Annotated in this window: 23 protein-coding genes; 4 read left to right on the top strand and 19 right to left on the bottom strand. The window is 62.6% G+C overall.

What is annotated here, in order from left to right; translation table 11 throughout:
• The 18 genes from hypF to RZS28_RS05210 all read right to left on the bottom strand — a co-directional run bounded on the left by hypF (position 1) and on the right by RZS28_RS05210 (position 17,933).
• Positions 1-2,391 carry a carbamoyltransferase HypF gene (gene hypF / locus RZS28_RS05125; RefSeq protein WP_407340259.1) on the bottom strand — a complete coding sequence of 797 codons (2,391 nt, stop codon included), beginning with the start codon at positions 2,389-2,391 and terminating at the stop codon, positions 1-3.
• A complete protein-coding gene (locus RZS28_RS05130) occupies positions 2,388-3,575 on the bottom strand; it encodes a hypothetical protein (RefSeq protein WP_407340260.1) in 1,188 nt (395 codons plus the stop codon). Before RZS28_RS05130 ends, hypF begins: the two co-directional genes overlap by 4 nt.
• A 4-nt stretch (positions 3,576-3,579) precedes the next feature.
• The gene (locus RZS28_RS05135) at positions 3,580-4,452 is read right to left on the bottom strand and encodes a NifU family protein (RefSeq protein WP_407340261.1); all 873 of its coding nucleotides are present in this window, start codon (positions 4,450-4,452) and stop codon (positions 3,580-3,582) included.
• A gap of 127 nt (positions 4,453-4,579) precedes the next feature.
• Positions 4,580-4,801 (bottom strand): hypothetical protein, encoded by a 222-nt coding sequence (locus RZS28_RS05140; protein ID WP_407340262.1) that lies wholly within the window; start codon positions 4,799-4,801, stop codon positions 4,580-4,582.
• Positions 4,802-4,813: 12 nt separating this feature from the next.
• Positions 4,814-5,017: a hypothetical protein gene (locus RZS28_RS05145; protein WP_407340263.1), complete on the bottom strand. Its 204-nt coding sequence runs from the start codon at positions 5,015-5,017 to the stop codon at positions 4,814-4,816.
• Positions 5,018-5,052: 35 nt separating this feature from the next.
• Positions 5,053-6,054, bottom strand: coding sequence for a hypothetical protein (locus tag RZS28_RS05150; RefSeq protein WP_407340264.1), 1,002 nt, complete (start codon positions 6,052-6,054; stop codon positions 5,053-5,055).
• A 112-nt stretch (positions 6,055-6,166) separates the two neighbouring features.
• Positions 6,167-6,499: a hypothetical protein gene (locus tag RZS28_RS05155; RefSeq protein WP_407340265.1), complete on the bottom strand. Its 333-nt coding sequence runs from the start codon at positions 6,497-6,499 to the stop codon at positions 6,167-6,169.
• On the bottom strand, positions 6,496-6,978 hold the full coding sequence (locus RZS28_RS05160) for a hydrogenase maturation protease (protein WP_407340266.1): 483 nt from the start codon (positions 6,976-6,978) through the stop codon (positions 6,496-6,498). The genes RZS28_RS05155 and RZS28_RS05160 overlap by 4 nt, the downstream gene beginning before the upstream one ends.
• A gap of 70 nt (positions 6,979-7,048) precedes the next feature.
• The gene (locus RZS28_RS05165; RefSeq protein ID WP_407340267.1) at positions 7,049-7,363 is read right to left on the bottom strand and encodes a hypothetical protein; all 315 of its coding nucleotides are present in this window, start codon (positions 7,361-7,363) and stop codon (positions 7,049-7,051) included.
• A gap of 243 nt (positions 7,364-7,606) precedes the next feature.
• Positions 7,607-9,208, bottom strand: coding sequence for a nickel-dependent hydrogenase large subunit (locus RZS28_RS05170; protein ID WP_407340268.1), 1,602 nt, complete (start codon positions 9,206-9,208; stop codon positions 7,607-7,609).
• Positions 9,209-9,355: 147 nt separating this feature from the next.
• The gene (locus RZS28_RS05175; protein WP_407340269.1) at positions 9,356-10,318 is read right to left on the bottom strand and encodes a hydrogenase; all 963 of its coding nucleotides are present in this window, start codon (positions 10,316-10,318) and stop codon (positions 9,356-9,358) included.
• Positions 10,319-10,528: 210 nt separating this feature from the next.
• A complete protein-coding gene (locus tag RZS28_RS05180) occupies positions 10,529-10,768 on the bottom strand; it encodes a hypothetical protein (protein WP_407340270.1) in 240 nt (79 codons plus the stop codon).
• A gap of 109 nt (positions 10,769-10,877) precedes the next feature.
• Positions 10,878-12,335, bottom strand: coding sequence for a sigma-54 dependent transcriptional regulator (locus RZS28_RS05185; RefSeq protein WP_407340271.1), 1,458 nt, complete (start codon positions 12,333-12,335; stop codon positions 10,878-10,880).
• A 238-nt stretch (positions 12,336-12,573) separates the two neighbouring features.
• A complete protein-coding gene (locus RZS28_RS05190) occupies positions 12,574-12,954 on the bottom strand; it encodes a hypothetical protein (protein WP_407340272.1) in 381 nt (126 codons plus the stop codon).
• A 146-nt stretch (positions 12,955-13,100) separates the two neighbouring features.
• Positions 13,101-15,545, bottom strand: coding sequence for an endopeptidase La (gene lon, locus RZS28_RS05195; RefSeq protein ID WP_407341049.1), 2,445 nt, complete (start codon positions 15,543-15,545; stop codon positions 13,101-13,103).
• A gap of 1 nt (position 15,546) precedes the next feature.
• Complete coding sequence (locus RZS28_RS05200) at positions 15,547-15,966, bottom strand: Hsp20/alpha crystallin family protein (RefSeq protein WP_407340273.1); 420 nt, start codon at positions 15,964-15,966, stop codon at positions 15,547-15,549.
• Between the two features lie 88 nt (positions 15,967-16,054).
• Entirely contained in the window at positions 16,055-16,675 is a 621-nt protein-coding gene (locus tag RZS28_RS05205) for a hypothetical protein (RefSeq protein ID WP_407340274.1), read from the bottom strand.
• Positions 16,676-16,895: 220 nt separating this feature from the next.
• A complete protein-coding gene (locus RZS28_RS05210; protein ID WP_407340275.1) occupies positions 16,896-17,933 on the bottom strand; it encodes an MBL fold metallo-hydrolase in 1,038 nt (345 codons plus the stop codon).
• A gap of 241 nt (positions 17,934-18,174) precedes the next feature.
• On the opposite strand from RZS28_RS05210, the gene RZS28_RS05215 reads away from it, so the two are divergent.
• The 4 genes from RZS28_RS05215 (at position 18,175) to xth (ending at position 22,969) form a co-directional block, all read left to right on the top strand.
• Positions 18,175-19,602 (top strand): hypothetical protein, encoded by a 1,428-nt coding sequence (locus RZS28_RS05215; RefSeq protein WP_407340276.1) that lies wholly within the window; start codon positions 18,175-18,177, stop codon positions 19,600-19,602.
• Positions 19,603-19,778: 176 nt separating this feature from the next.
• Positions 19,779-20,879: an FUSC family protein gene (locus tag RZS28_RS05220; RefSeq protein WP_407340277.1), complete on the top strand. Its 1,101-nt coding sequence runs from the start codon at positions 19,779-19,781 to the stop codon at positions 20,877-20,879.
• A 16-nt stretch (positions 20,880-20,895) separates the two neighbouring features.
• A complete protein-coding gene (locus tag RZS28_RS05225) occupies positions 20,896-21,576 on the top strand; it encodes a ceramidase domain-containing protein (protein ID WP_407340278.1) in 681 nt (226 codons plus the stop codon).
• A gap of 607 nt (positions 21,577-22,183) precedes the next feature.
• The gene (gene xth, locus RZS28_RS05230) at positions 22,184-22,969 is read left to right on the top strand and encodes an exodeoxyribonuclease III (RefSeq protein WP_407340279.1); all 786 of its coding nucleotides are present in this window, start codon (positions 22,184-22,186) and stop codon (positions 22,967-22,969) included.
• Here xth and RZS28_RS05235 read toward each other — a convergent pair.
• A complete protein-coding gene (locus tag RZS28_RS05235) occupies positions 22,953-24,167 on the bottom strand; it encodes an MFS transporter (RefSeq protein WP_407340280.1) in 1,215 nt (404 codons plus the stop codon). The genes xth and RZS28_RS05235 overlap by 17 nt on opposite strands.
• Positions 24,168-24,175: the final 8 nt, after the last annotated feature.

Genomic DNA, 24,175 nt, shown 5'->3' on the forward strand with positions numbered 1-24,175 from the left:
TCATCCTCCACGATCTGCGGCCAATCTCGCCGCCGCCAACGCCGCCTGGCCGAGCGAAAGGCCGCCGTCATTCGTGGGCGCCTTGGCATGCGAGAGAACCTCGAAACCGTCCGCCTCGAGGCGGCCGATCAGCTCTTCGGTAAATGGGCGGTTTTGGAAGACGCCGCCCGAAAGCGCCACGCGCCGCGTCAATCGCGCGTCGCCGTCCAATGTGACCTTGCGAACCATTGCGGCGACCGCGCGCGCGAGCCCTTTATGGAAGCGCGCGGCCATGACGGTCGGCGGCGCATTCTCGTAGAGATCGCCGAGGAGCGCCTGCCACATCGCCGCCGGCTCTATATAGGGAAGTCCCGATCCTTTGAGATTGGGAATGCCAAACGGGTAGGCGAGATCCTCATCGACAGACGCCAAAGCCTCGGCGTCGACAAGCGCCTCGAGCCGCATCGCGGCTTCGCCCTCATGCCACGCGGCGTCGCGGCAGATTCCGATCGCGGCGGCGACGGCGTCGAACAGCCGCCCGCAGGAACTCGCCAGCGGTGCATTGAGCCCCCGCCCGATCATCGTCGCGAAAGCGTCGATCGGCTTCGCTTTCAGGAAATCGTAAAGCGCAAGTTCGCCGAAATTCGCCGCGAAGGCTGGCCAGCCTATTTCGGCGAGGATGTGGGCGAGCGTGTTGCGCCAGGGCTCGCGCATCGCCTGTGCGCCGCCCAGCATGGCGACCGGCTTGAATGTCCCAACGCGACGGTAGCCGACGTAATTCGCAAGCAGGAACTCGCCGCCCCAAAGCGCGCCGTCATCGCCGAAGCCGAGGCCATCGAGCGCGACGCCGAGCACAGGGCCTTCGCTCGCGGATATGCCGTTCTCCGCAAGGCAGCTCGCGACATGGGCGTGATGATGCTGCGCCTCGACGAGGCGCAGACCTCTGTCGGAAGCAATGCGCCGGCCCAATTTGGTCGAGAGATAGTCGGGATGGAGATCGACGGCGACAGCTTCGGGCCTGTGATCGTAAAGCGCGCCATAGAGATCGAGCGTCCGCTCGAAATCGGCGAGCGTGTGCGCGTCTTCGAGATCGCCCATATGCTGCGACAAGACGGCGTCCCCGTCCTTGACGAGACAGAACGTGCTCTTGAGTTCGCCGCCCATCGCAAGGATCGGCGGCCCATCGCGCAAGCCTTCCGGCAGCGGCAGCGCGCCCGGCGCGAATCCGCGGGCGCGACGGATGACGCGGGTGGCGCCATTGACGACGCGCACGACCGAATCGTCGAGCCGGACAGCAATGCGGCGGTCATGCGTCAGCATGAAATCCGCTATGCCGCCGAGCTTCTCCCGCGCGTCGTCATCGTCAATGACCTGGGGCTCGTCGGAGAGATTGCCGCTGGTCATCACCATCGGCCGGTCGAGGCGGCGGAAAATGAGATAGTGCAGCGGCGTATAGGGCAACATGAAGCCGAGCGTCGAAAGGCCGGGAGATACAACATCAGGCAAGCGCGGATCGCGTCGCGCAGTGAGCAGGACGATTGGCGCGGCGGATGAGGTCAGCGCTTTTTCCTCGACCGGACTGACCACGGCGTAGCGGCGGATGATGTCAAGTTCGCGCCCCATCAGCGCGAAGGCCTTGCTGTAGCGCCGCTTACGCGCGCGCAGCCGGGCCACGGCTTCTTCATTGGTCGCATCGCAGGCCAGATGATAGCCGCCGAGGCCTTTCACCGCGACAATATAGCCCTTGAGCAGCATGCCCGCGACGGCGTCTGCGTCGTCGAGCATGCTGAAAGCGGAAAATTCGACCGCGCCGCCGCCGGTCTTGGCGAGAGAAACTTTCGGTCCGCAGACATGGCAGGCAATCGGCTGCGCGTGGAAGCGCCGGTCGCCCGGCGCCTCATATTCCGCGCGGCAGGCGTCGCACATATTGAACGGCCCCATCGTCGTGCGCTCGCGATCATAGGGCGCTTCGCAGATGATCGACAGGCGGGGACCGCAATTCGTGCAATTCGTGAAAGGGTAGCGAAACCGGCGGGCGAAGGGATCGCGGATTTCAGAAAGGCACGCTGGACAGGTCGCCGCGTCAGGCGCCACCTGCGTGCGCATGGGGCCGCCGGCGCTGACGGAAATATGGAAGCCGTCGAGGGCGCAATCCGCCGCCGCCGGGCGAAAGTCCACCGCGTCGATGCGCGCAAGCGGCGGACATTCTTCCTTCAGCGCCGCGACGAGACGCTCCGCGTTCCGGCGATCGGCGGCGACGCGGATGAGGACGCCATCGGCGTCATTGAACACTTCGCCGCTGAGGCCCAGGCGATTGGCGAGGCGCCATACGGCCGGCCGAAAGCCGACGCCCTGCACCAATCCGCGGACGCGGATTTCAGTGGCCTTGCTAGCGGCGAGCGCAGCGGTCATCGCGCGGCTCTCCACAACAGGACGCGGTTGTTGCCCGAGTCAGCGATGACGGCCGTATCGCCCGCCGCGGCGACGCCATAAGGCCAGCACAGGCTATCCCGCGCGGGCGTTTTCCAGCGATTGTCTCCCTTGGACTGGAAATCAGCCTGGCCGGTCAAGGCGCGCGCGGACGCGCCAGTGGCGAGTTCAGCTCTGGCGAAGCCGAGCAGGCGCGAATTCGCGGTGTCGGCGACGAGAATGTCGTCGCCCATCACGGCGCAGGCATAGGGCATGTTGAGACACGAGGCGTCCGGCCGATAATTGGCGCGGTTGTGCTCGGACGCCGATGGATCGTTCTGGCCGATGAAGAAATCCGCCGGCGCGCCGCTTTGGCTAGGCATGCGCCGCCAAACCATCACGCGATTATTGCCCGAATCGGCGACAAGCAACATCTCGCCGGCGACCGCCGCCGCATGCGGCCAGCGCATGCCCCCGGCGTCGACGCCGACGCCGCCATTCTCGTCGCGGCAATCCATCCGGACCTGCCCGAGGACAAGATCCGCAGGCGCTCCGTTCACGGTCGGGATCTCGCGCCAGATCAGCACCCGGCGATTGCCGGTGTCGCACACAATGAGAGAGCGGCCGACAATGCTGACGCCATAGCACCAGTTGAGCGTATCGGCGCGGGCTTCGCCGCCCCGATTGGCGAGCATTCCGCTGAAATCGGCCTGGCCGAGGACGACATCCGCCGGCTGGTTGCTGGTCTTCGGAAGGCCACGCCAGATCAGGACGCGGTGGTTCCAGGCGTCGGCCACCGCGAGGATCTCGGGGCTGGCGGCGACGCCGGTCGGGACGTTCAAGGTGGCGGCGCCCGGCTCGCCCTTGGCGTTGCGCCCCTCATGCGCGAAATCGGGCTGGCCAATGAGAAAATCGGCCGGCGCATGATCAATGTCGGGGGGGCGGCGCCAGGCCAGCAGCCGGTGATGACCCGTGTCGGCGACGAAAAGCGGTCCATCGGCCGAGGCCAAAGCGGCGCCGCGCGGACCAAACATTGTCGTGGCCGATGCGGCGACGGGCGTCGTCAGGTCGAACCCGCCAAGCTTCGATCCAAGCACAATTTCGGGGCCCGCCGGGTCAAGAAGCGGCGGCGCGGCTGCTGCGGCGCCGGGAGACGGCTCGGCGAGAGCCCGGAGGGAGACGCGCATCGCCTTAGACCTCGAACCTGACTTCGACGCGCTCGCCGACGAGACGCACGGCGACAGCCTGCAATTGCGCCTCGGGCGCGGTCAAACATTCCCCCGACATAAGATCATATTCGAACGCATGACGCGGGCAAACGATCCGTCCTTGCGAAACAGCGCCGCCGGAGATCGGGGAGCCGAGATGCGCGCAGGCGTCCCGAAAGCATGTCACAACGCGGCCGAGGCGGCTGAAAATAAGGGGCGCGCCATTGAGGGCGCAGGCCTTTGCGCCCTGCTCCGGGATAGATTCGAGGGTGGTGGCGTAAAGCCATCTGCCTTCGAGGCTCGCCGCGAACGGGCTAACGAAATCGACCCTTCCCTGGGCTGCGACGGCGCCCTTCACCTGCCGCACCTGCTTGATCTCGGGACAATGCTCCTCGATCGCCTGCTTAACCCCGGCGACGAAGGTCAGCGTCGAAGACGGACAATGATCGCAATTGCCGAGGAAACGGACCTCGACCGCGTCCGGCGGAAGGAAGGCGACGAACTCGACGTCGCCGCCATGCGAGGCCAACATTGGCCGAATCGAGGCCAGCGCGCTTTCAATGCGTTCCTGCAGGCTCGGCTGGATGAGCCCGTGACGCCGCAACACGGCATAGACCAGAGGGTCGGACGCGGCGGCGCGCAGGGCTTCGAGCGCGCCTGGCGCAGCCTTGACGCCGCCGATGAGCTTGCGCAGCGCGCCCTTGTGCAAAGCTTCGATGGCGCGCCCATAGGCGAAGACAAGCATGCGCTGGGACTCGTCCCATCTGGCGATCAAAGCCTCGAGCCGCTCCACATCGCCAACGAGTTCGTCAACGTCCGGAGCGCTATCTTCCGGCGGGTGGGCATGCGCATTCATGATCGCCTCCCTTGAAGCCCGCTCCAATTTTCAGAGGCGCTCGGGCTGCCAGTGAGAGCCGATTCATGCAGCCCGCACGAAGAGCGGCTCTCGCGCGCCGCCTGTTTTCAGGTCGGCGAAAAACGCCTCAGCGGAATTTCAAATTCTTGAACAGGGCCGGCTGCGCCGCGCCGCCGATGAAGCCGGCGACAACGCCCGCCAACACAATGTTGGCAAGCTTGGCGACGATCAGAAAAACAATCACGGTCAGGCCGATCCCGATCGCAAGCTGCCGCAACGCCTCGGCCTGATTTTGAAACAGCTTTCCTTGGAAAAAAAGGAGGGCGGATGTCTTCACCATCTCAAACATATTGGCGGCCTTTCAGAACAGAACGGCGGCGAGGACAACGCCGATGACGACGCCAAGAGCGCCAGCGAGCGGGCCATAGAACGCCCCCAGCCAGGCGGCGAGTTCATTGCCGAGCGACTTGCCTCCTACGACGATCCCGCCGACGGCGCCGCCGGCGACCGAGAAGGCGCCGCCAAGGACGATCGCGGCCAGCCCGAGAAAAAACGACCAAATCATCAAGCTCTCCCGTCTACCATTTCAATTCATTCAATCTATTGCACGCCGACGGCCCGTTCGGAGGCAGGCGGGGATTGCGCCGACTCGGCTTCGATCTCGGCGATCATTTCCGCGACAATCGCCACCTTCTGCCTTTCGCCGAACGCCGCGAAGATTTCCTCGGCCTCGCGATAGCGGCGCAAAGCCTGGTCGAGATTTTCCATGTTGCCAAGTTCCGGGCGGGCGACGTCGTCAGGAAGATTGCGCAGGCAATTGGCGTAATTGGAGAGCGTATTGGCGTATTCGACCGGCGTCGCCGCGCGCGTGCGGACCTTGAGGGCTTCGTCATAAGCGTCGAGCGCGCGCAGGCAATTTTCGACCGAATGGCTCGACGACGCATATTGCAAAGCGTTGCCAAGATTATTTTGCAGCATGGCGTATTCGGTCGGATGGTCGATAATATTGACCACCTTCAACCCGTCCTGAAAGGCCTGCACCGCGAGCGCCTCGCGCATCTTGCCGCGCTCGTCCGAGAAGGGGATCGACAGGAAAGCAGTCGCCAGATTGTTCTGAAGGATCGCATATTCCCTGGGAAAAGCTTGGGCGTCGAACGCGCGCAGCGCTCTTTGATAGGCCTGGATCGCCGCGGTGATCGGCGCCGCATTGGCGGCGGCGAGGCTCTGAAAAACCAAGCCGAGATTCATCTCGATTTCCGCGAGCTCTTCCGGCGCGCCTTCATGCTTGAGGATGTCGCGGGCCGCTTCTAGATTTCGCCGCGCGCTTTGCAACGGCCCGAGATCCTCGGCGGGAATCGCCTGAAGGGCGGTCGCCAGACGGGCGTGAATCCGGCCGCGCAAAAGATAAAGCTCGGGCGGGCAGAGTCCGAGCGCCGCTTCATAGAGCCGGACGGAGCAAAGCAGGTCATCGGGAGATCGCGGCCGGATCTGCAAGCCCATGGCCATTTCCATGAGCATCTCGACCTTTTCCGCGAGCGGCGCGTCTTCCGCCTCCACGGCGGCCAAAGCGGCTTCAACATCGGTTTCCGCGCGCGACGGCATGTGCGGCGCTCCTCCAACTTCCAGGCCCGATTGAACTCGGACTTATTGTCCGGCACGCTATGCGTTCGAACCCCGGGAGTCTAGTTTACTTTCGTATTGTCAACTAAGTTTGCTAGTCGGCAAAAAATGCGCTGGCCAAAAATCCGGCCCGCGCGTCGCTCCATGCGGCGTCGAGACGAATGTCGCGATTCTCGTCGACGCCGTTCAGTCGGAAGAGATCCGCCGCATGAATGGCGCGATCGCCGCGCGCATTCACTTGCTTGACTAAGAAGCCGCCGGCTTCGGCGCTAAAGATCGGCAAGATCCAAAGATCGTCGCCCTCTCGCAGCAAGGCGACATTGCCCACATTCGCCATCTGGGCCGCGAAGTCCGCTGCATCGACGTAAAGGCAGTCGCGATGGAGACGCATGCGCAAGGCTCTGCGCGCCTGAAGGATGTCGCTCACGGCGCCGGCTCCGTCGCCAGATAGGCCTCGATCATCCCGGAAATACGCTCTGTGACATTTTCGGCGGCGCGGGCCACAGGATCGGAAAGTTCGAGGCCGAGGCCGAGCGTCTGCGCCTCGATGAGAAAGACCGTCACGTCTTCAGGAAAGTCGTTCGCCCAGATCCGGCGTCCCGCATAAAGCGCATGGTCCCAGCGAAAATCATGCAGCGTGAAGCTCGGCTCGGGCCGGTTTTCGAGCGCGGCGCCGGGCGCCTCAAAGATCGCCCCGGGCTCCGAGCCGCTCGAGCAGGCGTCGACGATCACAAGCTTCTTGGCGCCACGCGCTTGAAACAAGACGTCCATGCCGTTCGTGCCGGCGTCGAAAATCCTGATCCGTGGAGACGGCTCAAAGCCGGAGGCCAACAGACGCCGCGCGACGATCGCGCCAACGCCATCGTCGCAGCGATTGAGATTGCCGCAGCCGATCACGACCAGCATGAGCAAAGCCTCGCCGACGGCCCCGCGGCGCGGGCCTTATCGCGCCGCCAAAACTGCGTTCGCCATTCGCTCAAATGCGCCACAGGCGGCACCACCAGTCCGGTTCCACAGGCACGGCCAATTCGGGCAAATCGCACCATTTTCGATGCACGAGGTAATACATGCACTCCATGCAGCGATATTGCTCCTCGCCATAAGGATGATTGATAAAGCCGCCGATCACCAGCTTGCCCTGCAAATCGTCCGGGCTCAATTCCCGAAGCTCCTTCAGGATTTCGCCGAATTCCTTTTCGGTCTCAGGAAAGGGCTCGGTCTTGGTCTTCAATCCATTCGCCAACAGTTTGGCGATTTGATCAAGAGTCCCATTCGTTTCCGCCGTAGACATGAACTCTGCTCCATCGAGCCTTTAACCTCGCGCCGGGTCGACTCGGGTTGCGCCGATCAGCGGCGTTGCAAGGTCATGAAGAGAACGCCGCTCGGATCGGTTGGATTCATATCACAGATCGGTCGCAAAATGCGCGGGGACCTTTCCCAAGAGCGCCGCCCAAAGAACTTTGCCTCGCGGCGCCTTCGGTTGTGTCGCGAGGGTTGCTCGAATTTTATTTCCCCTCGCCTTCCGCCGGCCGCCTCAAGCCGTCCTGAAGCGGGCGAGTTCGGCGCCGGTTTTGGCGTCATGCGCATGCACGGTGCAGACAAGACAGGAATCATAGGACCGCGCCACATGGCCGACTTCGACCGGATCATGCTGATCCTTGATCGGCGTTCCGATCAGCGCCTCCTCGATCGGGCCGCGTTCGCCAGTCTCAGCGCGTGGGCCGACATTCCAGGTCGTCGGCGCGATCATCTGATAATTCTTGATCTTGCCGTCCTTGACCTCGATCCAATGGCACAAGGCGCCGCGAATAGCTTCCGTCGCGCCCCAGCCGCGTCCATCTTTTTCTTTCGGCTTGATGTACCATTCATCGCCGAGACGCAGCTCGCGCAGCACCCGCTCCATCTCGCGATAGATCTTCACGCCCTCGTGCATGCGGGCGAAATGGCGCAGCAGCACGCTCGCGCCGCCAAGCTTCTTATACATGTCGAGCAGCAGCGGATCACGCCACTGGAAGCTCTCGCCATGTGTTCCGCCGGCGACGAGCTGGCGCGCCAGCGGCCCCGCCTCGAGCCGTCCATTGTCGACATGGGCGACGGCGGTCGACCAGGAATATTTGCCGTTATGATCGAGATCGTTCTTGGAGATCGGCCGCGTGGTGCGATCGAACGGATGCACCGGGCCAGCCTCGTCATACCAGGCGTGCAGCGTGTCCTCCCGGGTGAAGGACTGATCCATCAATTTATGGCTGTCCGTCTTTCCGTCATAGACGCCGCTTTTCATGATGACCGCGGCGTTGCGGCCCTCGATGGTCGGATGATTATATTTGTCCTCATGCGGGAGATAGCCCCAGGTGACATATTTGCCGAGGCCCTTGCCGTATTTGTCGAGGCCGATGTCGAGGCTCATGCGCCAGAACAGGCCGAGATCTGAATTCGCGTGTTCCGGCCGTTCGTCGAGCCATGCCAGGAAATCCTCGTAGGACTTGATCTCCTCATAGCGCTCCAGCGAGCAGCCGAGCCACATCGGCTCCATCCAATTGCGGCGGAAATGCTCGAGGATCGACCAAGCCCGCGTCACGTCGGTCAGGGTTGGCGCACTCATAACGCCGCCCGGCACCATATAGCTCGAATGCGGCCATTGCCCGCCGAGCAGCGCGTAGATTTCGACCGGGCGGCCGGAAATCGTGACCCCGGCTTCGTAATGCGAGCCGGTGAAAGGCGACCACCGCTTCACGGCCTCTTCATAATAGCGGCTGCCCGAATAGGCCTTGTTCGTATAGTCGATCATGAACAGGCCATAATGATGCCGCGGCAGACTCTGAAGCGATTCCGCAAGCTGCCCAAGATTGCGCGCGAGGATGGCGTTGCGCGGCACCGTGGTCCCCCAGGCGGTGTCGAGCGCCCAGGCGGCGCAGGTCAGATGCGAGGCGCCGCATATGCCGCAGGCGCGGGGCGTGACCACGAGACCCGCCTGTGGATCCTTGTCGCGCAAGATGATCTCGAAGCCGCGAAACAATTCGGCCTGGGTCCAAGCATTGACGACAACGCCGTCGGCGATGTCGACGCGCACGTCGAGATCGCCTTCGACGCGGCCTACGGGAGATATGTCAAGCGTCTGAACGGCTGCTTCGGCCATGATGCGATGCTCCTGAATAGCGAGTGAGGCGGGGGCCTAAAGCATGGTCAGCGAAAGTGGATGCCGGTTTCGCGAAAGGATCATGCTCAATCAAAAACTTCCGCGCCAAATCCGACCCAAATCGGATTTCGCGCGGGATGAATCCGATCAGACGACGAAAATGTCCTTCTCCGCCCAGGCGGGCGCCGCGGCCTTGGCGGCGGCGGTCAGCTTGATGTAGCCCGTCTTGTCGACGCCCGCCGGCATGTCCTTCGGCACGCCCATCACGGTCTGGGTCTTGAACACCGTCCCCGGCGCGAGATCGAAGAAAGGAAACTCCGGCTCGGTGCAGCCCAGGCAGGGCATGCCCGCGCGGGTCTTCGATGATTGCCGGTTCCACAATATCCGGTTGCACGGGCTGTGCGTCATCGGCCCGCGGCAGCCGAGATCGTAAAAGAGACACCCCTTGCGCTGCCCGAACGCCGTCGCTGAGACCTTGTAGGCGAAATGCATGTTGCGGGTGCATCCGGTCTGCGTGAAGCTTGTGAAGAATGTCTTCGGCCGCTGGAATTCATCGAGGCTGAGGTCGCCGGCGCGGCCCGAGGCGACGGCGACGAGGATCTGCGTCACCCAGTCCGGATGCGCCGGGCAGCCGGGAATATTGATGACCGGAAGGCCAGCCTTCGATTTGAACGCCGTCCCGAGCGATCCGCCAGGGGCGCGCTTCAGGAATTGAAGCCCGACCGATTCGCTCGGATTGGGGGCCGTCGCTGGGATGCCGCCCCAGGTGGCGCAATCGCCGATGGCCACCACGAATTGCGCGGCGTCCGACAGCTCCTTGACCCAATCCTTCATCGGCCGGCCGCAAAACCGGTTCCAATTGCCGGTGCCGTTCGGGGCGTTCACCACCGTGCCTTCGAAAACGAAAATGTCGAGCGGGATCTTGCCGGAAACGCAGTCTTGAAGCAGCTGCTTGACATTGTCGCCGAGTTCGAGGCCAAGCGAGGGATGCCACAGCACATTAATGCCGAAATCGGTCACGAGATCGCAAGCGCTCGGCTCCTCGGCATTGAGAAAGGACATTGTGTTGCCGGAACAGGCGCCGCCTTGAAGCCACAAAAGATTGGCCATTCTATCCTCCCCAGGCGCCGCGCTTTCATAGCGTAGCGGGTCGCCGTCGGAGGCTGCGGCGCAAGCTTCATGCCCGCCCCGCTATCCTGGAAGCCTTCTAAAATTCAGCTCTTTATGGAGAATGACGAAATCACAGAACCGTCAGTGCATATCAACTTTATATACAATTGAAAACTAACTTTGCAGATAGCAAATAGGTCTTTCGCCGCATCATCCGTGGCGATTGCCGCAACGAGGACATTCAACTTCAAGGGCGTAGCCGAACCAGACGCCCCGGCAACGGCTGCACCAATGGCCGGTCATTTGGCTCTTTCGCATTCCAAGATGCCGCGCCATGGCGCCGGTGCCGAGATCGGCGAAGCCGCTGGCGCTCCCCGAAGGCGTCGTCCGCGAGAGCGGAAATCGCAGGACTTCGGCGGCTTTCTCTGCGTCGTCGTCTTGCCCGTCCATTCTCAAACCCTCGCGCAGGAACAATGGATCGCGGCAAAATAGGGCGGCGCCGACCGCTCGATAAGGCCTGCGGCTGCAATAAGCCTTTTGCTTCACGATGGGCGGCGGATCAGCCCGCTCGCGTCATGCCATCAGCCAGAGCGTAGCGGCGAATTTTGTTCGCCAATCCCACGCGCGACAGGCCCAATTCCCGCGCGGCCTTGCTCTGGTTCCAGCGGCACTTCTCGAGCACCTGGCGGACCAACTGCCCCTCGAGAGATTCGACCATTTCTTTCAACGTCCTGCCGTCCGGCTTCAGCGCCAGCCGATCATTGGCCGACGCGCGCAGCGTCGCCAGGGCCGGCGACAAGTGGCGCCGCGTCAAATATTCGCCGTCCTTCGCCAGCGCCACCATGCGCCGCACTTCATTCTCGAGTTCGCGCACATTGCCCGGAAAGCGATAGGCCTTGAAGATTTCGATCACGTCATTGGAGACGCCGAGCACGCGATTGCTGAGAAGGCCGCCGTGCTTGCGCACGAAGAACTCAGTCAGCACAGGAATGTCGGCGGGCCGCGCCCGCAAGGGCGGCACTTCAAGATCGAAGCCTTTCAGGCGAAAGTAGAGATCCTCGCGAAACTGGCCGGCCTTGACCAATTGCTTCAAGGGCTTGTTGGAGGCGGCGATGATGCGCACATTCGCGTGCATGGTCTGGTCGCAGCCGAGTGGCTTGACCTCGCCTTCCTGCAGAAAGCGCAGCAAGCTGACCTGAAACGATGGCGAGATTTCGGAAATCTCGTCGAGAAATACGGTCCCGCCATCCGCGGCGCGAAACAGGCCGAGGCGATCGCTGACAGCGCCCGTAAAAGCGCCGCGCTTATGACCGAAAAGCTCGGAATGCAAAAGCTCATCGCGGACGCCGCCGCAGTTCTGCACCATCAAAGGGCTCGACGAGCGGCGGGAATGGAAATGCAGGGCGCGCGCGAGCAATTCCTTGCCGGTTCCCGTCTCGCCTTCAATGAGGATCGGCAAATCCGTGCGGGCGACCTCGCGGGCGAGGCCGCAGAGCTCCGACATCGCTTCGCTGGCGTAGACCAGGCGCTCGAAATGCGAGGCTTCGCCTTTCGCGACGCCGTCGGGCTTGCCATGCAGGAAGGTGGAATCGTCGCCGATCTTGAGCTCGCGGACAAGCCGGCGGTGACGCCGGGCGAGCTCTCGAGTCTCCAAAGCGCGCTTGACGACGAGGCAGGCCTGTTCCGCCTGCAAGGGCTTGGTCAAATATTGGTAGGCCGCGGTGCGCGCGAGCGCTTCGCTCAGGCGCAGGCCCGGCTCGCCGCCGACAAGAAGAATCCGCACCAGGTCGGGATGCGTGAAGCGCAACCGCGACAGAAAAGCGACAATGTCAAAATCCGCGCTTTCGACATCAGCGAGGATCAAATCGACATGCGCGTCGTTGAGCACGTCCGCCGCTTCGCCGTCCCGCGCCGCCATGATGACGCGGTAATCCGGCTCCCGCGCCAGGGCCTCCGCCGCCGCGCGAAGCTCAGGGCAAGCATCGGCAATGAACAAAATCGTGGATTCGATGCTCATCGCTTCGATGCCGCCTCCCCTCAAGCAACTGGGCCGCAACGCCGCCGCGAATGGCCAGGCGCCCTTTTTAGGTCATTCCTGGCCAAGTCGAACTGACCGCGCGTCGAACCCTTGACGCGCGTCCTTGCTTATCCCAGCTCTGGCGAAGGTTGACTCATTTTGCGCGTTCCATCAACGGGGCGTTCGCTGTCCGTGACGGCTGGCCGCCATGACGGGCGGCCCCGCCCAGAGCGCCCTCTCAGGCCGGCTTGCAGAGGAGCTTGGTGAAGCGCCCGTCGGCGCGGATGAGAAACAAGTCGCCGGTGAAATAGAAATATTCCGCGGTGACGTTGCCGGACGCGAATTTCAATTGGATGGCGTTGTTTGCGATGGTGCGCGCCTTAACCGGCTGATCCGAGCCGGGGAGCCCAATCAAGACCGGCTTTTTCCCCGAAAGCTTGAGGGAGGCCGTCTCGACGGACGGAAACGGCCCGTCCTTCTGGTAGCTGTTCCCGCTGCAAATAAGATCGAGATCGACGCCCGCAGCCGAGGCGGAAGTCGACGCGGCGCTGAGTGAGACGCATGCCAGAGAAACGCCCGCGAGCGCCCATTTTGCCCGCTTCCCGAGTTCAAGTCCCATTTGAATCACCCAAGCGTGAGAAAGCGCGGCCAAGCGCGGGTTCAGCTTAGCCTGAGATCGCAATATGCGCATGTTCATGTCAATGGGAGGCGAAGACGCAAATTGACTATTTTCATTCGACGCGCCGGACCGGATGCGACCGCCTCTCAGGACCCCGCCTGCGCCTCGTTGTCGGCCAGATGGCGAATCGTCTTGTCGGGGGCGGAAGCGCTTGTCCGCGCCTCGGGCTCAAGGGCGACGGACACCGCCTCGTCAACCCGTTCGAGCCAGACGAATTCCAGCTCCTTGCGCGCCTCTTCGGGAATATCCTCGAAATCCTTTCGATTGCGCGCCGGCAACATGACGCGCTTGATGCCAGCCCTGTGGGCGGCGATGACTTTCTCCTTTATTCCGCCGACCGGGAGCACGAGGCCCCTCAGGCTGATCTCGCCCGTCATGGCCGTATCATTGCGCACCGTGCGTCCGGTCATCAGCGAAACCAACGCCATGAACATGGCGACGCCGGCGCTCGGTCCGTCTTTCGGGGTGGCGCCCGCCGGCACATGTATGTGGATGTCGGTCTTTTCAAATCCGCTCGGCTCGACGCCAAATGATCCAGCGCGATTTTTGAGGATGCTGAGCGCGGCCTGGGCGCTTTCCCGCATGACCTCGCCCAACTGGCCAGTGAGGATGAGCCTGCCGCTCCCCGGCGCGCGGGTCGCTTCGATGAACAATATGTCGCCGCCGACCGGCGTCCAGGCGAGCCCCGTCGCCACGCCTGGCACGCTCGTGCGCATGGCGAGTTCGCTCTCAAACTGCGGCGGCCCAAGAATGGCGGCGAGATCTTCGCGCGCGATATGGATCGGCCCGCCTTGCCCTTCCGCTATGCGCACGGCTGCATGTCGGAGCGCCTTGCCGATCTCGCGCTCCAGGTTTCGGACGCCCGCCTCGCGCGTGTAAAGCTGAATGATGTCGCGCAGCGCGTCGTCCGCGATTTCGACTTGCCCGGGCTGAACGCCATTCGCCTCCATCTGCCGCGACAGAAGATAGCGGCGCGCGATCTGGAATTTTTCGTCCGCCGTATAGCCGGCGAGGCCGATGATCTCCATGCGGTCGCGCAGGGGCCCCGGAATTGTGTCGAGCATATTGGCGGTCGTGATGAAGGCCACACGGCTGAGATCGAACGGGACGCCTAGGTAATTGTCCCGAAATGTGCTGTTCTGCTCAGGATCAAGCACTTCGAGCAGCGCGGCCCCCGGATCGCCATGAATCCCGGCGCCGAGCTTATCGATCTCGTCGAGCATCATCACGCAATTGCGCGAACCGGCCTTGCGGATCGCCTGGATGATGTTGCCGGGCAAGGCGCCGATGTAGGTGCGGCGATGGCCGCGAATCTCCGCCTCGTCATGGACCCCGCCGAGGCTCACCCGCACGAATTTTCGCTTCATCGCGCGCGCGATGGATTGGCCGAGCGAGGTCTTGCCGACGCCTGGAGGCCCCACAAAGCACAGGATCGGCGCTTTGCCGCGCGGCGCGAGCTTGCGGACGGCGAGATATTCGATGATGCGGCGCTTGATTTTTTCGAGCCCGTAGTGGTCTTCGTCAAGAATGCGCCGGGCCTCGACAATGTCGATCGGCGTTTCCTCGGGCAGGCTCCAGGGCAGCCCGATCAGCCAATCGAGATAGGTCCGGATCATGCCATATTCGGCCGCGGCTTCAGGCATCCGCTGCAGCCGACGCAGCTCCTTGCGCGCTTCGTCCTCGACCTCTTTCGGCATATTCGCCTTGGCGATCGTCTGGCTCAGCTCGGCCATCTCTTCGGCCTTGCCGGCTTCGCCCTCGCCGAGCTGGCGCTGGATCGCCGCCATTTGCTCGCGAAGCAGAACCTCGCGCTGACGCTCGTCGAGGGCGGCTTTAGTCTGCCGGCCGATCTCCTGCGACAATCGCAGGATTTCGATGCGGTGCGAGAGCATGCGCGAGACTTTCTCCATGCGCGCCACGAGGTCGACGGTCTCGAGAATTTCCTGCTTTTCCTCTGGCTTAATGTCGATATAGGCGGTCGCGAGATCAGCCAGCGCGGCGGGCGAGTCGACAGACTGGATCGCAGTCAGCAGTTCCTCGGGAGCCTGCGGCAAAAGCTGCATCGCCTCTATCGCCTGCGCCTTCAAATGGAGGAAGCGCGCCTCGATCTCGGCCGAGCGGCCGTCCGGCTCCGGGATGCGCAGAACGCGGGCGACGAAGAACGGCCAGCCGGAGAGGAACTCAACGATCTGGAACCGCTGATCGCCCTGGCAGATCAAATGATTCGCGCCATCGGCCCCCGTGACATAACGAATGATGTTTGCGACGCAGCCGATCCGATGCAGGTCGATTGACGTGGGATCCGCCGTCTCTGGACTGCGCTGCATCAGAATGCCGACTTGGCGCTGATCACGCACGGCCTGCTGGGCGGCGGCGACCGAGCGCTCGCGACCGACTGTGATCGGCGCCACATGTCCCGGGAACAAGACGAGGTTGCGAACCGGAATGATGATCAGCGCATCAGGCGGCAGCGCCGACGCCGGCGCGCCCGCCTTTGTTGCGCCCTCTTTTGACGCGCCGGGTAAATCCATGTCAGCCACGGAATGCGCCTGCTTTCTGGAGGGTGATCAGGAGACAACCGTCGACGACGGAGCGGCGGATGGCGCTATAAGTCCCTGGCGGGAGCCGGACGCGGCGCTCGAACGACCCTTGCGGAAGCTCCATACGATGAATGACCGCGGTCTCCAGCTCGGCGGGAAGCACGCGAACGCCCGCGAAGACCAGCTCAGCTCCCTCGATCGTTGCTTCGACCCGATCGGCGCTGACTCCCGGCAAAGCGACGAGCACGAGAACCTCGCGCTCGGTTTCCAAGATATCGACGGGCGGCTCCCAGGCGGGCAAGCGCGACGCCCTTCGGACCGGCCTGAAGAACGCACGATGCAGGCGCTCGGCGCGGACCAGCGTCTCGCAGGCCTCCGACCACATCCAATTCAGCGTGATGTCACGTTCCATGCGCCTTGCCTATCGGTCCGATCGCGGATTTGAAAAACTGAAGAGGGACGCTTCGGTCCGAGCCTGCGCGCCCGTCGCGCCCTTGACGCTAAATTGCTCCGGCTTTCGGGCCTGCGAAGGCGTGTTCGGGCTGCATGATGGGCTCGTAGGGCTCCGCCCGAATAGGCGGCAGACCGAACGACGCCGCGTTTCCCGTATCGGTCGGTTGGCTCTTCCCGGCCAATGAATGCGCGAGAACCAATTGCCCCCACACCTGCCGAATGCTGCGATAGGTGGTCTCATGGATATAGACATGGCTTGCTTCGTCAAAGGCGAACACCGAGGCGTTCGGATCATTTCGGATTTTTTGCAAGGCCCGGTTGATCACATCGAAACACTCGAAAAGCTGATTGCCATCCGCGAGTTGCGCGTGACGCAACATCTCTCCGAGACTGAAGGAATGGAGCGGCGCCTCGGCGTGACTGACGGGCGTTTCACGTCCCAGCTCGAACAGGACCTGCATGACGAAAAAATTGCCGGAGATGAGCTTGAAGAGCTCCGCGATTTCATCGGCCGCGCATATGGCGAGCGCGCTCTCCTCCATCTTCGATGGGTTGGCCGGGGCGGCGGCCGACACGCCGAGCGCCTTGCTGATTTCGCTCTCGATCCAGCGCCGCACCTCGGGCGGAGCCGATTTCACCTGTTCGGCGGAAAACGTGAAGCCGGTCATTCATTTCTCCTGTCAGCGAACATCCTCGAGGCGGAAGGCGCCGCAAGCCGATAAGGGCCGCCGGCCCTGCGCTCGTCTCGCGGCTGGCCCATTTTTTCGGCCGCATGTTGTCTCTAAGTTTATCCGCCAATCAACTCATGCACCCCGCGAGAGGCCTAAAGCTATGATTTGGATCAAATGGCGCATGCTTCCGGGGCTTCCTCGCCCAACTCTTCCAATCTCACGTTAGTCTCCGCACCGAACCGCTGGGCATTGCGTCAGCGCCGGCAAAGGCGGCCATGACCTCGGCCACCATTTCACTTTCATGGCCTTCGTATCTCGTCGAGAAGTGAAATGGCTCGACCCGCCGCGCGCCTGCCTCGCGCGCGAGGCGGCCAGCCGCCTCGGTCGTCAGATGCGCGCGGTCAGCGGCGAGCTTTGCATCGGCTTTGGCGAAGGTCGCCTCGATAAAGAAGAGATCGGCTCCCTGGGCAAGCCGGACGATCGCTTTTCCGTTCTCCGGCGTGTCCGAGACGTCCGTGACATAGACGATTTTTTGACCCGCCGTTACGGTCAGCGCATCGCGCAAAGCGCCGAGCGGAAATGCGAGGCGGCTCGTCTCCGATCGCTCGTCGACATGAATCAGAAAATTGTCCGGCTTGTTCTCGACGACGGCTTGCTTGAACGCGTGCAGCCATGGCCCGACCGGAAGCCCACGCTCCGTCAACCGGCTCTTCCAGATATTGACATGCGCCATCTCCTCGATGGAGTAGCCGAGGCAAGGAATGCGGTGCTCGAGCGTCGCCGCCGAAACCTTGTAGGTCGGGGCGCTGAATATCACGCCATCGACAACTGGCGCGCGCCCCATGTCCTCCATGGCGAAGGCTGTCTTGAGGCGAAAGCGACTGGCGCGCGCGTCGTCGCCCGGACCGATCTCTGTGACGAGGAAGACGAGATCGTAAGGACAACGATCGACGAGGTTCCATTGATAGGCTTGCAGCTTGTGGCCTACGCGATCGATGAATCCAGGCGGGCCGTATAAATTGATTTGCTTTTCCCGCCCCGCCAAGACGCGCAACAGACGATCAAATCCGATGAAATGGTCGATATGCGCATGCGAGACGAAGACATGCTCAATGCGCTGGATCTTCCGCGGCGGGAGAGCGCTGATATCGCCAAGATCGAACAGAATGGCGTGTTTCTCGAAGAGCGTCTCGACATAGAGCGCCGGATCGCCGAAGCGTCCGTTGAGCAAGGTCGGATGCAGGAGCGGCCGCATGACTGAAGTCCAGATTCTGTCCGCCGCGTCCCGCCGCGCCGCCCAAAGGCTGAGGCCGTGGGTCGACTGCCGCGCCGCTGCGAGCCTCGCGCCCTAGCCTTTGACAGGATTATCCTTACTCCTGTTGCCGGCGACATTCGAGCTTGGCCATCAGTTTGGGCGTCGCATCGCCATGAACGCTTGACGGCATTGCGCAGGCGCGCCTACGCTAAAAGAGAAAAATGCGTCGCGAGGCCCTCCGATGAACGAGCAAGACTCCGACGTGCTTGTTCACCGCCTTTATGACCGCATCTTCGATACCCTTACCCAAGGCGACGGCGGCAGGGCGGCCTTCGACCCCGCGAAGATCTTCTTCACGCTGGAGCCGCGCGGCCGCATCATAGAGCCGAAAAGTTTCGCCGACGCTTGGACTCTGTGCGATCCAAATGGCAGCCGCGACGCCGCAGACAATATCTCAGACCTCGCCGACGAAGCGCCCATTTTCTGCGCCCGCCATACGCCCGGCCGCGCCAAGGTCTCCGAGCTCTATGAGCAGGTGTTGCGCGCCGTCATTACCGCCGACGATCAGCCGAGCGAGGCCGCGAAGAACGCCTACAGAAGGGGTTACGACTTTCTCAACGCCAAGGTCCCGAACCCTAATGTCTCGGGTCGCTTTTCGCCTCAGCAGGCGCAAGCATACCAAACATATCAGATAAATCGGGCCGCTTATCGGAATGCGGCGTCGGCGCTCCGCAGCGCCTATGCCGCGACCATTGCCGATCCCAAGCTCGATGCCGACTGGGCGCTGCGCGCGCCCTCGCTGCAGGCGGCGGTGGAGCAGGCCTGGAGCGCTTGGCGCGCGGGCCAGGCCGATGAAATTGAAAGCGCGCTCGCCGCGATCGAATCCTCCAGCGCCGAACAGGTCAAGCGGGCCTTCGCCGACGCCATCGAACTCTTCGACAGTTACAAGATGCAGTTCGACGAGGGCGAGCCGAGGCGCTATTCCCAGCTGCTGCCGCCCAATTGGCTCGAACCAAGCGTCAGCGACAATTGGCCAACCGCGCATTTCGACAATGCAACGGCCGCCGTCAATTCAGACTCCGACTATTTGAAATACTGCCATGGCGCCGGCTTCTCCGTCGGCCTGTGGTCGGCGGGCGATCGCGCTTCGTCTTCAAGCCCGAGCTTCCAGTCCGACGCCTCGGCCGAATCGATCAAGATCTCCTATCAATATGCGCTCATCGCCATTCGCCGGCCCTGGCTCGCCGGCCATCTGTTCAGCCTGCCGGGCTGGCGGATGGAGGTCGCGAAGCGACGCCCCTGGCTCGCGGATCTTTTGTTCAACATGCCGGGCTGGCAGACAACGGCCGTGAGGAAGGGCATGCTGTCCTCCGGCTCTCGCATAGGGCAGGAGAGGACCTTGTTCCCCTTGCTCCCGCAAGCCCTCCTCGCGATCAAGAATCTCACCATCGCCGGCGAGTTCTCATCGTCCGAGCTCAAAGAGGCGAACAGCCTAATCGACGCAGGCGCATCCGTCGGTTGGGGCCCATTCTCCGTCAGCGGCTCCCATAGCCACAGCCATTCAGAGGAGGTCGTAAAGGGCTCAGCCGACTCAGCCGGGATTCGCGCGCCCTTTGTGCAGATCATCGGATGGGTGAACGACATTCTGCCCTTTTGCCCGCCCGAATAAACACGCGCGCCGACGCTTCTATATATTGGTCCAGGCTCTGGCGCGAAGAGCGGAAGCGCGGCATATGTAACGCCGAATGCGGCGCCGTAGGCCGCCGAACCCTCGATTGCCGGAGCACGCTTGGTTCTCGACATTCGCAGTCATGGCGACGAGCTTTGCAGCAGCCGGGGCCCGGCATGAGCCGCATCGCAAAAGCTTTCAGATGGGCCGCAGCGCTGGTCCGAGAGCGCAAAGCCCAATTGCGGTTATCTGTCCGCGTGACCGTCGCCGTCGCGCTGACCTTTGTCGTCGCGCAATTCGTGAACATCCCCCTCGGCGGCCTTTGGGCCGTATTGACCGCGGTCGTCGTGACGCAAATGAGCGTCGGCGGCTCATTAAAGGCCGCGGTCGAATATTCCGTCGGCACGCTCGGCGGCGCGCTTTACGCCGGCGCGATCGCCACGCTCGTTCCCCATACCACTGAAATATCATACCTCGGCGTTCTCGGCCTCGCAGTTGCGCCGCTTGCATTGCTGGCGGCGATAAGTCCCAACTTTCGGGTGGGGCCGTTCACCGCAGTGCTTGTGGTTCTTGGATCAGGAGCCATCCATATCGGCCCGATCGCATCGGCCTCCTATCGCGTGTTCGAGGTCGCGATCGGCGGCGGGATCGGGCTACTGGTTTCCTTCCTGGTCTTGCCGGCGCGCGCTCACGTCTTGGCGAATGAAGCCGCAGCCGACATGATCGACCTCATGGCGAGCTCTCTGCATGGACTGTTCGCGGGCTTCACGCGCGGCTCCGATCGGGCGACGATTCAGCGAATCCAGAGAAGCATCGGCGAGGCCTTCGCCCGCTTTAACGCGATCGCGACAGAGGCCGGGCATGAACGGATGACCCGCTTCGCCGATCGAAATGACCCACAGCCATTGGCGCGCGCGCTCCTCAGGCTGCGCCATGACCTCATCATGATCGGACGGGCCGGAGCGACGCCGCTCTCGGCGACGGTGCAGCCGCGACTTGGCCCTTTGCTCACGCGCATCGCCGAGACCGCGGATGATTATTTGCGCGCGACGGGCGCCTCTCTTATCGGCCGGCGCAAAGCGCCGTCACTCTCCGCTGTGAACGCTGCTCTCGACAATTTCGCGAAGGAAATCGCCGCTCTGCGTAGGGACGGCGTGACGCGAGAATTGTCCGGCGACGCCCTTGAGCAACTGTTTGCGCTGGGCTTTGCGCTGGAGCAGATGCGCGAGACTCTGAAGGATCTCTCCGCCAGCGTGACGGAGTGCGCCCAATCATGAATGCGAGCTGCCTGTAATGTCCTGGTCTGATCCAATCGATCTCTATTGCGAGCGCGCCGATCCCTCGTTTTGGGCGGAGCCCGCAAACGCGCTGACGAATGTCGCGTTTCTCTTCGCCGCCGCCGCCGCTTACATGCGTTGGCGAGGGGGCGGCGCGCGCGATCCTGCGACGCTCGCCCTCATTGTCATAACTGGCCTTGTCGGTCTTGGCTCGTTCATCTTCCACACAATCGCCACACGCGGCGCCGTGCTTGCCGACGTGATTCCCATCGCACTGTTCATCTACGGCTATTTGTTCCTCGCCTTGCGCCGATTTCTGCGGCTTTCGCTCGCCTCGGTCTTCTTCACCCTCATCGTTTTTGCTCTGGCGTCGCGCGCGCTTTCCTATCTGTTGCCGCCCCCTGCCCTCAACGGCTCAAGCGACTATCTGCCGCCGCTCATTGCTTTGATCGCCATAGGCGCATCCGCGCGCGCCGAAGCCCTTCGCCGCGGCATGCTTGCCGCAGCGGCTATATTCGCCGTCGCTGTCGTCTTTCGCACGATCGATCGTTCAATCTGCGCCGCAGCTCCACTCGGCTCCCATTTTATCTGGCATCTCATGAACGCCGCGGTGCTCTATCTTTTGCTCCGAACGGGGATCGACGTACAAACCGCAACGCAAAGTGTGACCCTTCGCACTTTCGCGAGCCACAAATAACATAAGGTTCGATGTGGCAGGCTCGGTTGACTGCCCGGATGGAAGCGGCGGAACGAGCCCACAAATTTATGTAAGAGGCTAAACGCCGCAACTGTAATTTAACGTTGCGATTCCTATTCTATTTTTATTCCGCGCCAGTGAATGAGCATAATTCGAGGCTCAAACTGGGCTGTAGGATTCGTGGAGAGAGCGACCGATATGCGTGAAAAATTGTGGCGCGTTTCACGGCGGCTATTCGACGCGTTGCGAGGGCCGCGAGTTGATCGGCCAAATAGTTGCGACCCGCATGAAATAGACAAGTTCTACGCTCGCCGCTATTCGCCGCGAAAGATCATTCGCACGCCAAATTCAGCGACCGCGAGGACACCCTTACGCGATTAGCCGCGGACGCGATCCGCAGGGCGCGATCCAGAATATCGGACCGCGCTCGCCGCCCGGCGCGCGCCATCGCTACGTCTGGATGATCGAGGCTTTGGACAAGGACGGCAAGACGCTCGCCCGCGCGACCGCCGAGGGTCCTTCCCGCGGCCTTGAAAAGCTCTGTCGCTGAACCCAGGATTGTTTGCTAGTCTCGCCGCGAAACCTGCGCCCTCCAAAGGAGCTTTTCGTGCAGATCGCGACATGGAACGTCAATTCAGTGCGGCAGAGGACGGAGCATCTCTTGCGCTATTTGCGCGAAGTCGGTCCGGATGTCCTTTGCCTGCAGGAATTGAAATGCGTCGATGAGGCCTTCCCGCACGCGGAAGTCGAAGCGCAGGGCTATAATGTCGCCGTGCATGGCCAAAAGGGTTTTAACGGCGTCGCCATTCTCGCCAAGGCGCCGATCGAAGTCACGCGCGGCCTCCCCGGCGACCCCGATGACGACCATGCGCGCTATATCGAGGCGATCGTGCCGAATGGCGCGGGAATCGTCCGCGTCGCCTCGATCTATCTGCCTAACGGCAATCCGCCGCAGACCGACAAATACGCCTACAAGCTCGCCTGGATGGATCGCCTCATCGCCCATGCGAAGTCGCTCTTATTGCTCGAAGAGCGGCTCGTTCTCGCCGGCGACTATAATGTGATCGAATCGGCTCGCGACTGCTTTGATCCCGCAGCCTGGGAGGGCGACGCTTTGTTCCTGCCCGAGACCAGGGCGCGTTTCCATACGCTTCTCAATCTCGGCCTGACTGACGCCTTGCGCGCGACGACCGACGCAGCCGGGCTCTACACCTTCTGGGATTATCAGGCGGGCGCGTGGCAGCGCAACAAAGGCATTTGCATCGATCATGTGCTGCTTTCGCCGCAGGCGGCGGACCGGCTCGTCAAGGTGACGATCGACAAGGAGTTGCGGGGCGAGGATAAGCCCTCGGACCATGTGCCGGTCAGGATCGAGCTCAATGGCGAAGCGTGACGCCGCCTTTCGTCCTGATCGTCAGAATGACGAGCGCGGCCGCGAGCTGTGACGCCGCCGATACGACGATGAGCGCCGACAAGGCGTGATCGTAGAGAACGCCCATCAAGGCGCTGCCTGCGAACCAAGCGACGCCATAGACGGCCCCGAACAACCCATAGGCGCGGCCGCGCCGTTCCGGCGCGACGATTTCGGCGACAAAGGCGCGCAGAATCGACTCCTGAGCGCCCATGCCGACGCCCCAAAGGATCATGCCAAGGAGCGCGAAGGCGAATCCTCCATAAAACACCGGAAGCGCGAAAAGCGACCCAAGGATGGTGGCCATCAGATTGGCCCAAAGGCCAATTCGATCGAAAAGCCTGCCAAAGACCAAAGCCGAGACGGCGGCGCTCGCCATAGCTACGGAATAGAAGACCGGGATATAGACGTCTGGAACGACGTCGGCTTTTTCGAAATGATAAGCGATCAAGGGAAAATCGACATAGCCGAAGGCGATCAACCCCGCCGCGACGAGATAGATCCAATAGACGCGCGGAAACTTGGCGGCGGCGATCTCGGTCTTGGTGACCTCGAGGGCGAGAGGGTTCGGATAGAGAAACCTGGCCGCGGCGAGAACGAGAAGGCAGAGGGTGGCCGGAATCGCCAGAAGCGCGAATCCGGTGCGATATCCCTGCTCGCTGCCGACGACGACGGTCAAAGCCAGCGGTCCCGCCATTGCGCCCAGCTGGTCCATCGCCTCGTGAAGGCCGAAGCCCCAGCCGCGACCGGTCGCATGGGTTGCATGGGAGAGCATGGCGTCCCGCGCGGGAGTCCTTATCGCCTTGCCTGTCCGCTCCGCGATCATCAGGCCGACCGCGATCGGCCAATTTCCTGCGAGCGCCAGCAGGGGCACGGCGGCAAGGTTGACGGCGTATCCAATAATGGTGATCGACCAATAGCGGCGGCTTCTGTCCGTCAGCGCGCCGGAGAACAGGCGAACGCCATATCCGACGAGCTCGCCGGCTCCGGCGGCGACGCCGACGACGGCGCCGCTTGCGCCGAGAACGGCGAGATAGGGCCCGACGATCGATCTGGCGCTCTCATAGGTTGCGTCGGCGAACAGGCTAACGAGGCCGAGGAGAATGACGAACCAGATGGCGGAGCGGCGGGGAATATCCGGCGCAGCCGCCGCAAAGGGGTTCGCCTGATTATTTTCCATGTCGATCA

The sequence above is a fragment of the Methylocapsa polymorpha genome (assembly GCF_045689225.1).
GTDB classification, from domain to species: domain Bacteria; phylum Pseudomonadota; class Alphaproteobacteria; order Rhizobiales; family Beijerinckiaceae; genus Methylocapsa; species Methylocapsa polymorpha.

Coding starts and splice junctions, on each gene's coding strand:
- hypF (WP_407340259.1), bottom strand. CDS start 2,391: ATGACCGCTGCGCTCGCCGCTAGCAAGGCCACTGAAATCCGCGTCCGC.
- RZS28_RS05130 (WP_407340260.1), bottom strand. CDS start 3,575: ATGCGCGTCTCCCTCCGGGCTCTCGCCGAGCCGTCTCCCGGCGCCGCA.
- RZS28_RS05135 (WP_407340261.1), bottom strand. CDS start 4,452: ATGAATGCGCATGCCCACCCGCCGGAAGATAGCGCTCCGGACGTTGAC.
- RZS28_RS05140 (WP_407340262.1), bottom strand. CDS start 4,801: ATGTTTGAGATGGTGAAGACATCCGCCCTCCTTTTTTTCCAAGGAAAG.
- RZS28_RS05145 (WP_407340263.1), bottom strand. CDS start 5,017: ATGATTTGGTCGTTTTTTCTCGGGCTGGCCGCGATCGTCCTTGGCGGC.
- RZS28_RS05150 (WP_407340264.1), bottom strand. CDS start 6,054: ATGCCGTCGCGCGCGGAAACCGATGTTGAAGCCGCTTTGGCCGCCGTG.
- RZS28_RS05160 (WP_407340266.1), bottom strand. CDS start 6,978: ATGCTGGTCGTGATCGGCTGCGGCAATCTCAATCGCTGCGACGATGGC.
- RZS28_RS05165 (WP_407340267.1), bottom strand. CDS start 7,363: ATGTCTACGGCGGAAACGAATGGGACTCTTGATCAAATCGCCAAACTG.
- RZS28_RS05170 (WP_407340268.1), bottom strand. CDS start 9,208: ATGGCCGAAGCAGCCGTTCAGACGCTTGACATATCTCCCGTAGGCCGC.
- RZS28_RS05175 (WP_407340269.1), bottom strand. CDS start 10,318: ATGGCCAATCTTTTGTGGCTTCAAGGCGGCGCCTGTTCCGGCAACACA.
- RZS28_RS05180 (WP_407340270.1), bottom strand. CDS start 10,768: ATGGACGGGCAAGACGACGACGCAGAGAAAGCCGCCGAAGTCCTGCGA.
- RZS28_RS05185 (WP_407340271.1), bottom strand. CDS start 12,335: ATGAGCATCGAATCCACGATTTTGTTCATTGCCGATGCTTGCCCTGAG.
- RZS28_RS05190 (WP_407340272.1), bottom strand. CDS start 12,954: ATGGGACTTGAACTCGGGAAGCGGGCAAAATGGGCGCTCGCGGGCGTT.
- lon (WP_407341049.1), bottom strand. CDS start 15,545: ATGGATTTACCCGGCGCGTCAAAAGAGGGCGCAACAAAGGCGGGCGCG.
- RZS28_RS05200 (WP_407340273.1), bottom strand. CDS start 15,966: ATGGAACGTGACATCACGCTGAATTGGATGTGGTCGGAGGCCTGCGAG.
- RZS28_RS05205 (WP_407340274.1), bottom strand. CDS start 16,675: ATGACCGGCTTCACGTTTTCCGCCGAACAGGTGAAATCGGCTCCGCCC.
- RZS28_RS05210 (WP_407340275.1), bottom strand. CDS start 17,933: ATGCGGCCGCTCCTGCATCCGACCTTGCTCAACGGACGCTTCGGCGAT.
- RZS28_RS05215 (WP_407340276.1), top strand. CDS start 18,175: ATGAACGAGCAAGACTCCGACGTGCTTGTTCACCGCCTTTATGACCGC.
- RZS28_RS05220 (WP_407340277.1), top strand. CDS start 19,779: ATGAGCCGCATCGCAAAAGCTTTCAGATGGGCCGCAGCGCTGGTCCGA.
- RZS28_RS05225 (WP_407340278.1), top strand. CDS start 20,896: ATGTCCTGGTCTGATCCAATCGATCTCTATTGCGAGCGCGCCGATCCC.
- RZS28_RS05235 (WP_407340280.1), bottom strand. CDS start 24,167: ATGGAAAATAATCAGGCGAACCCCTTTGCGGCGGCTGCGCCGGATATT.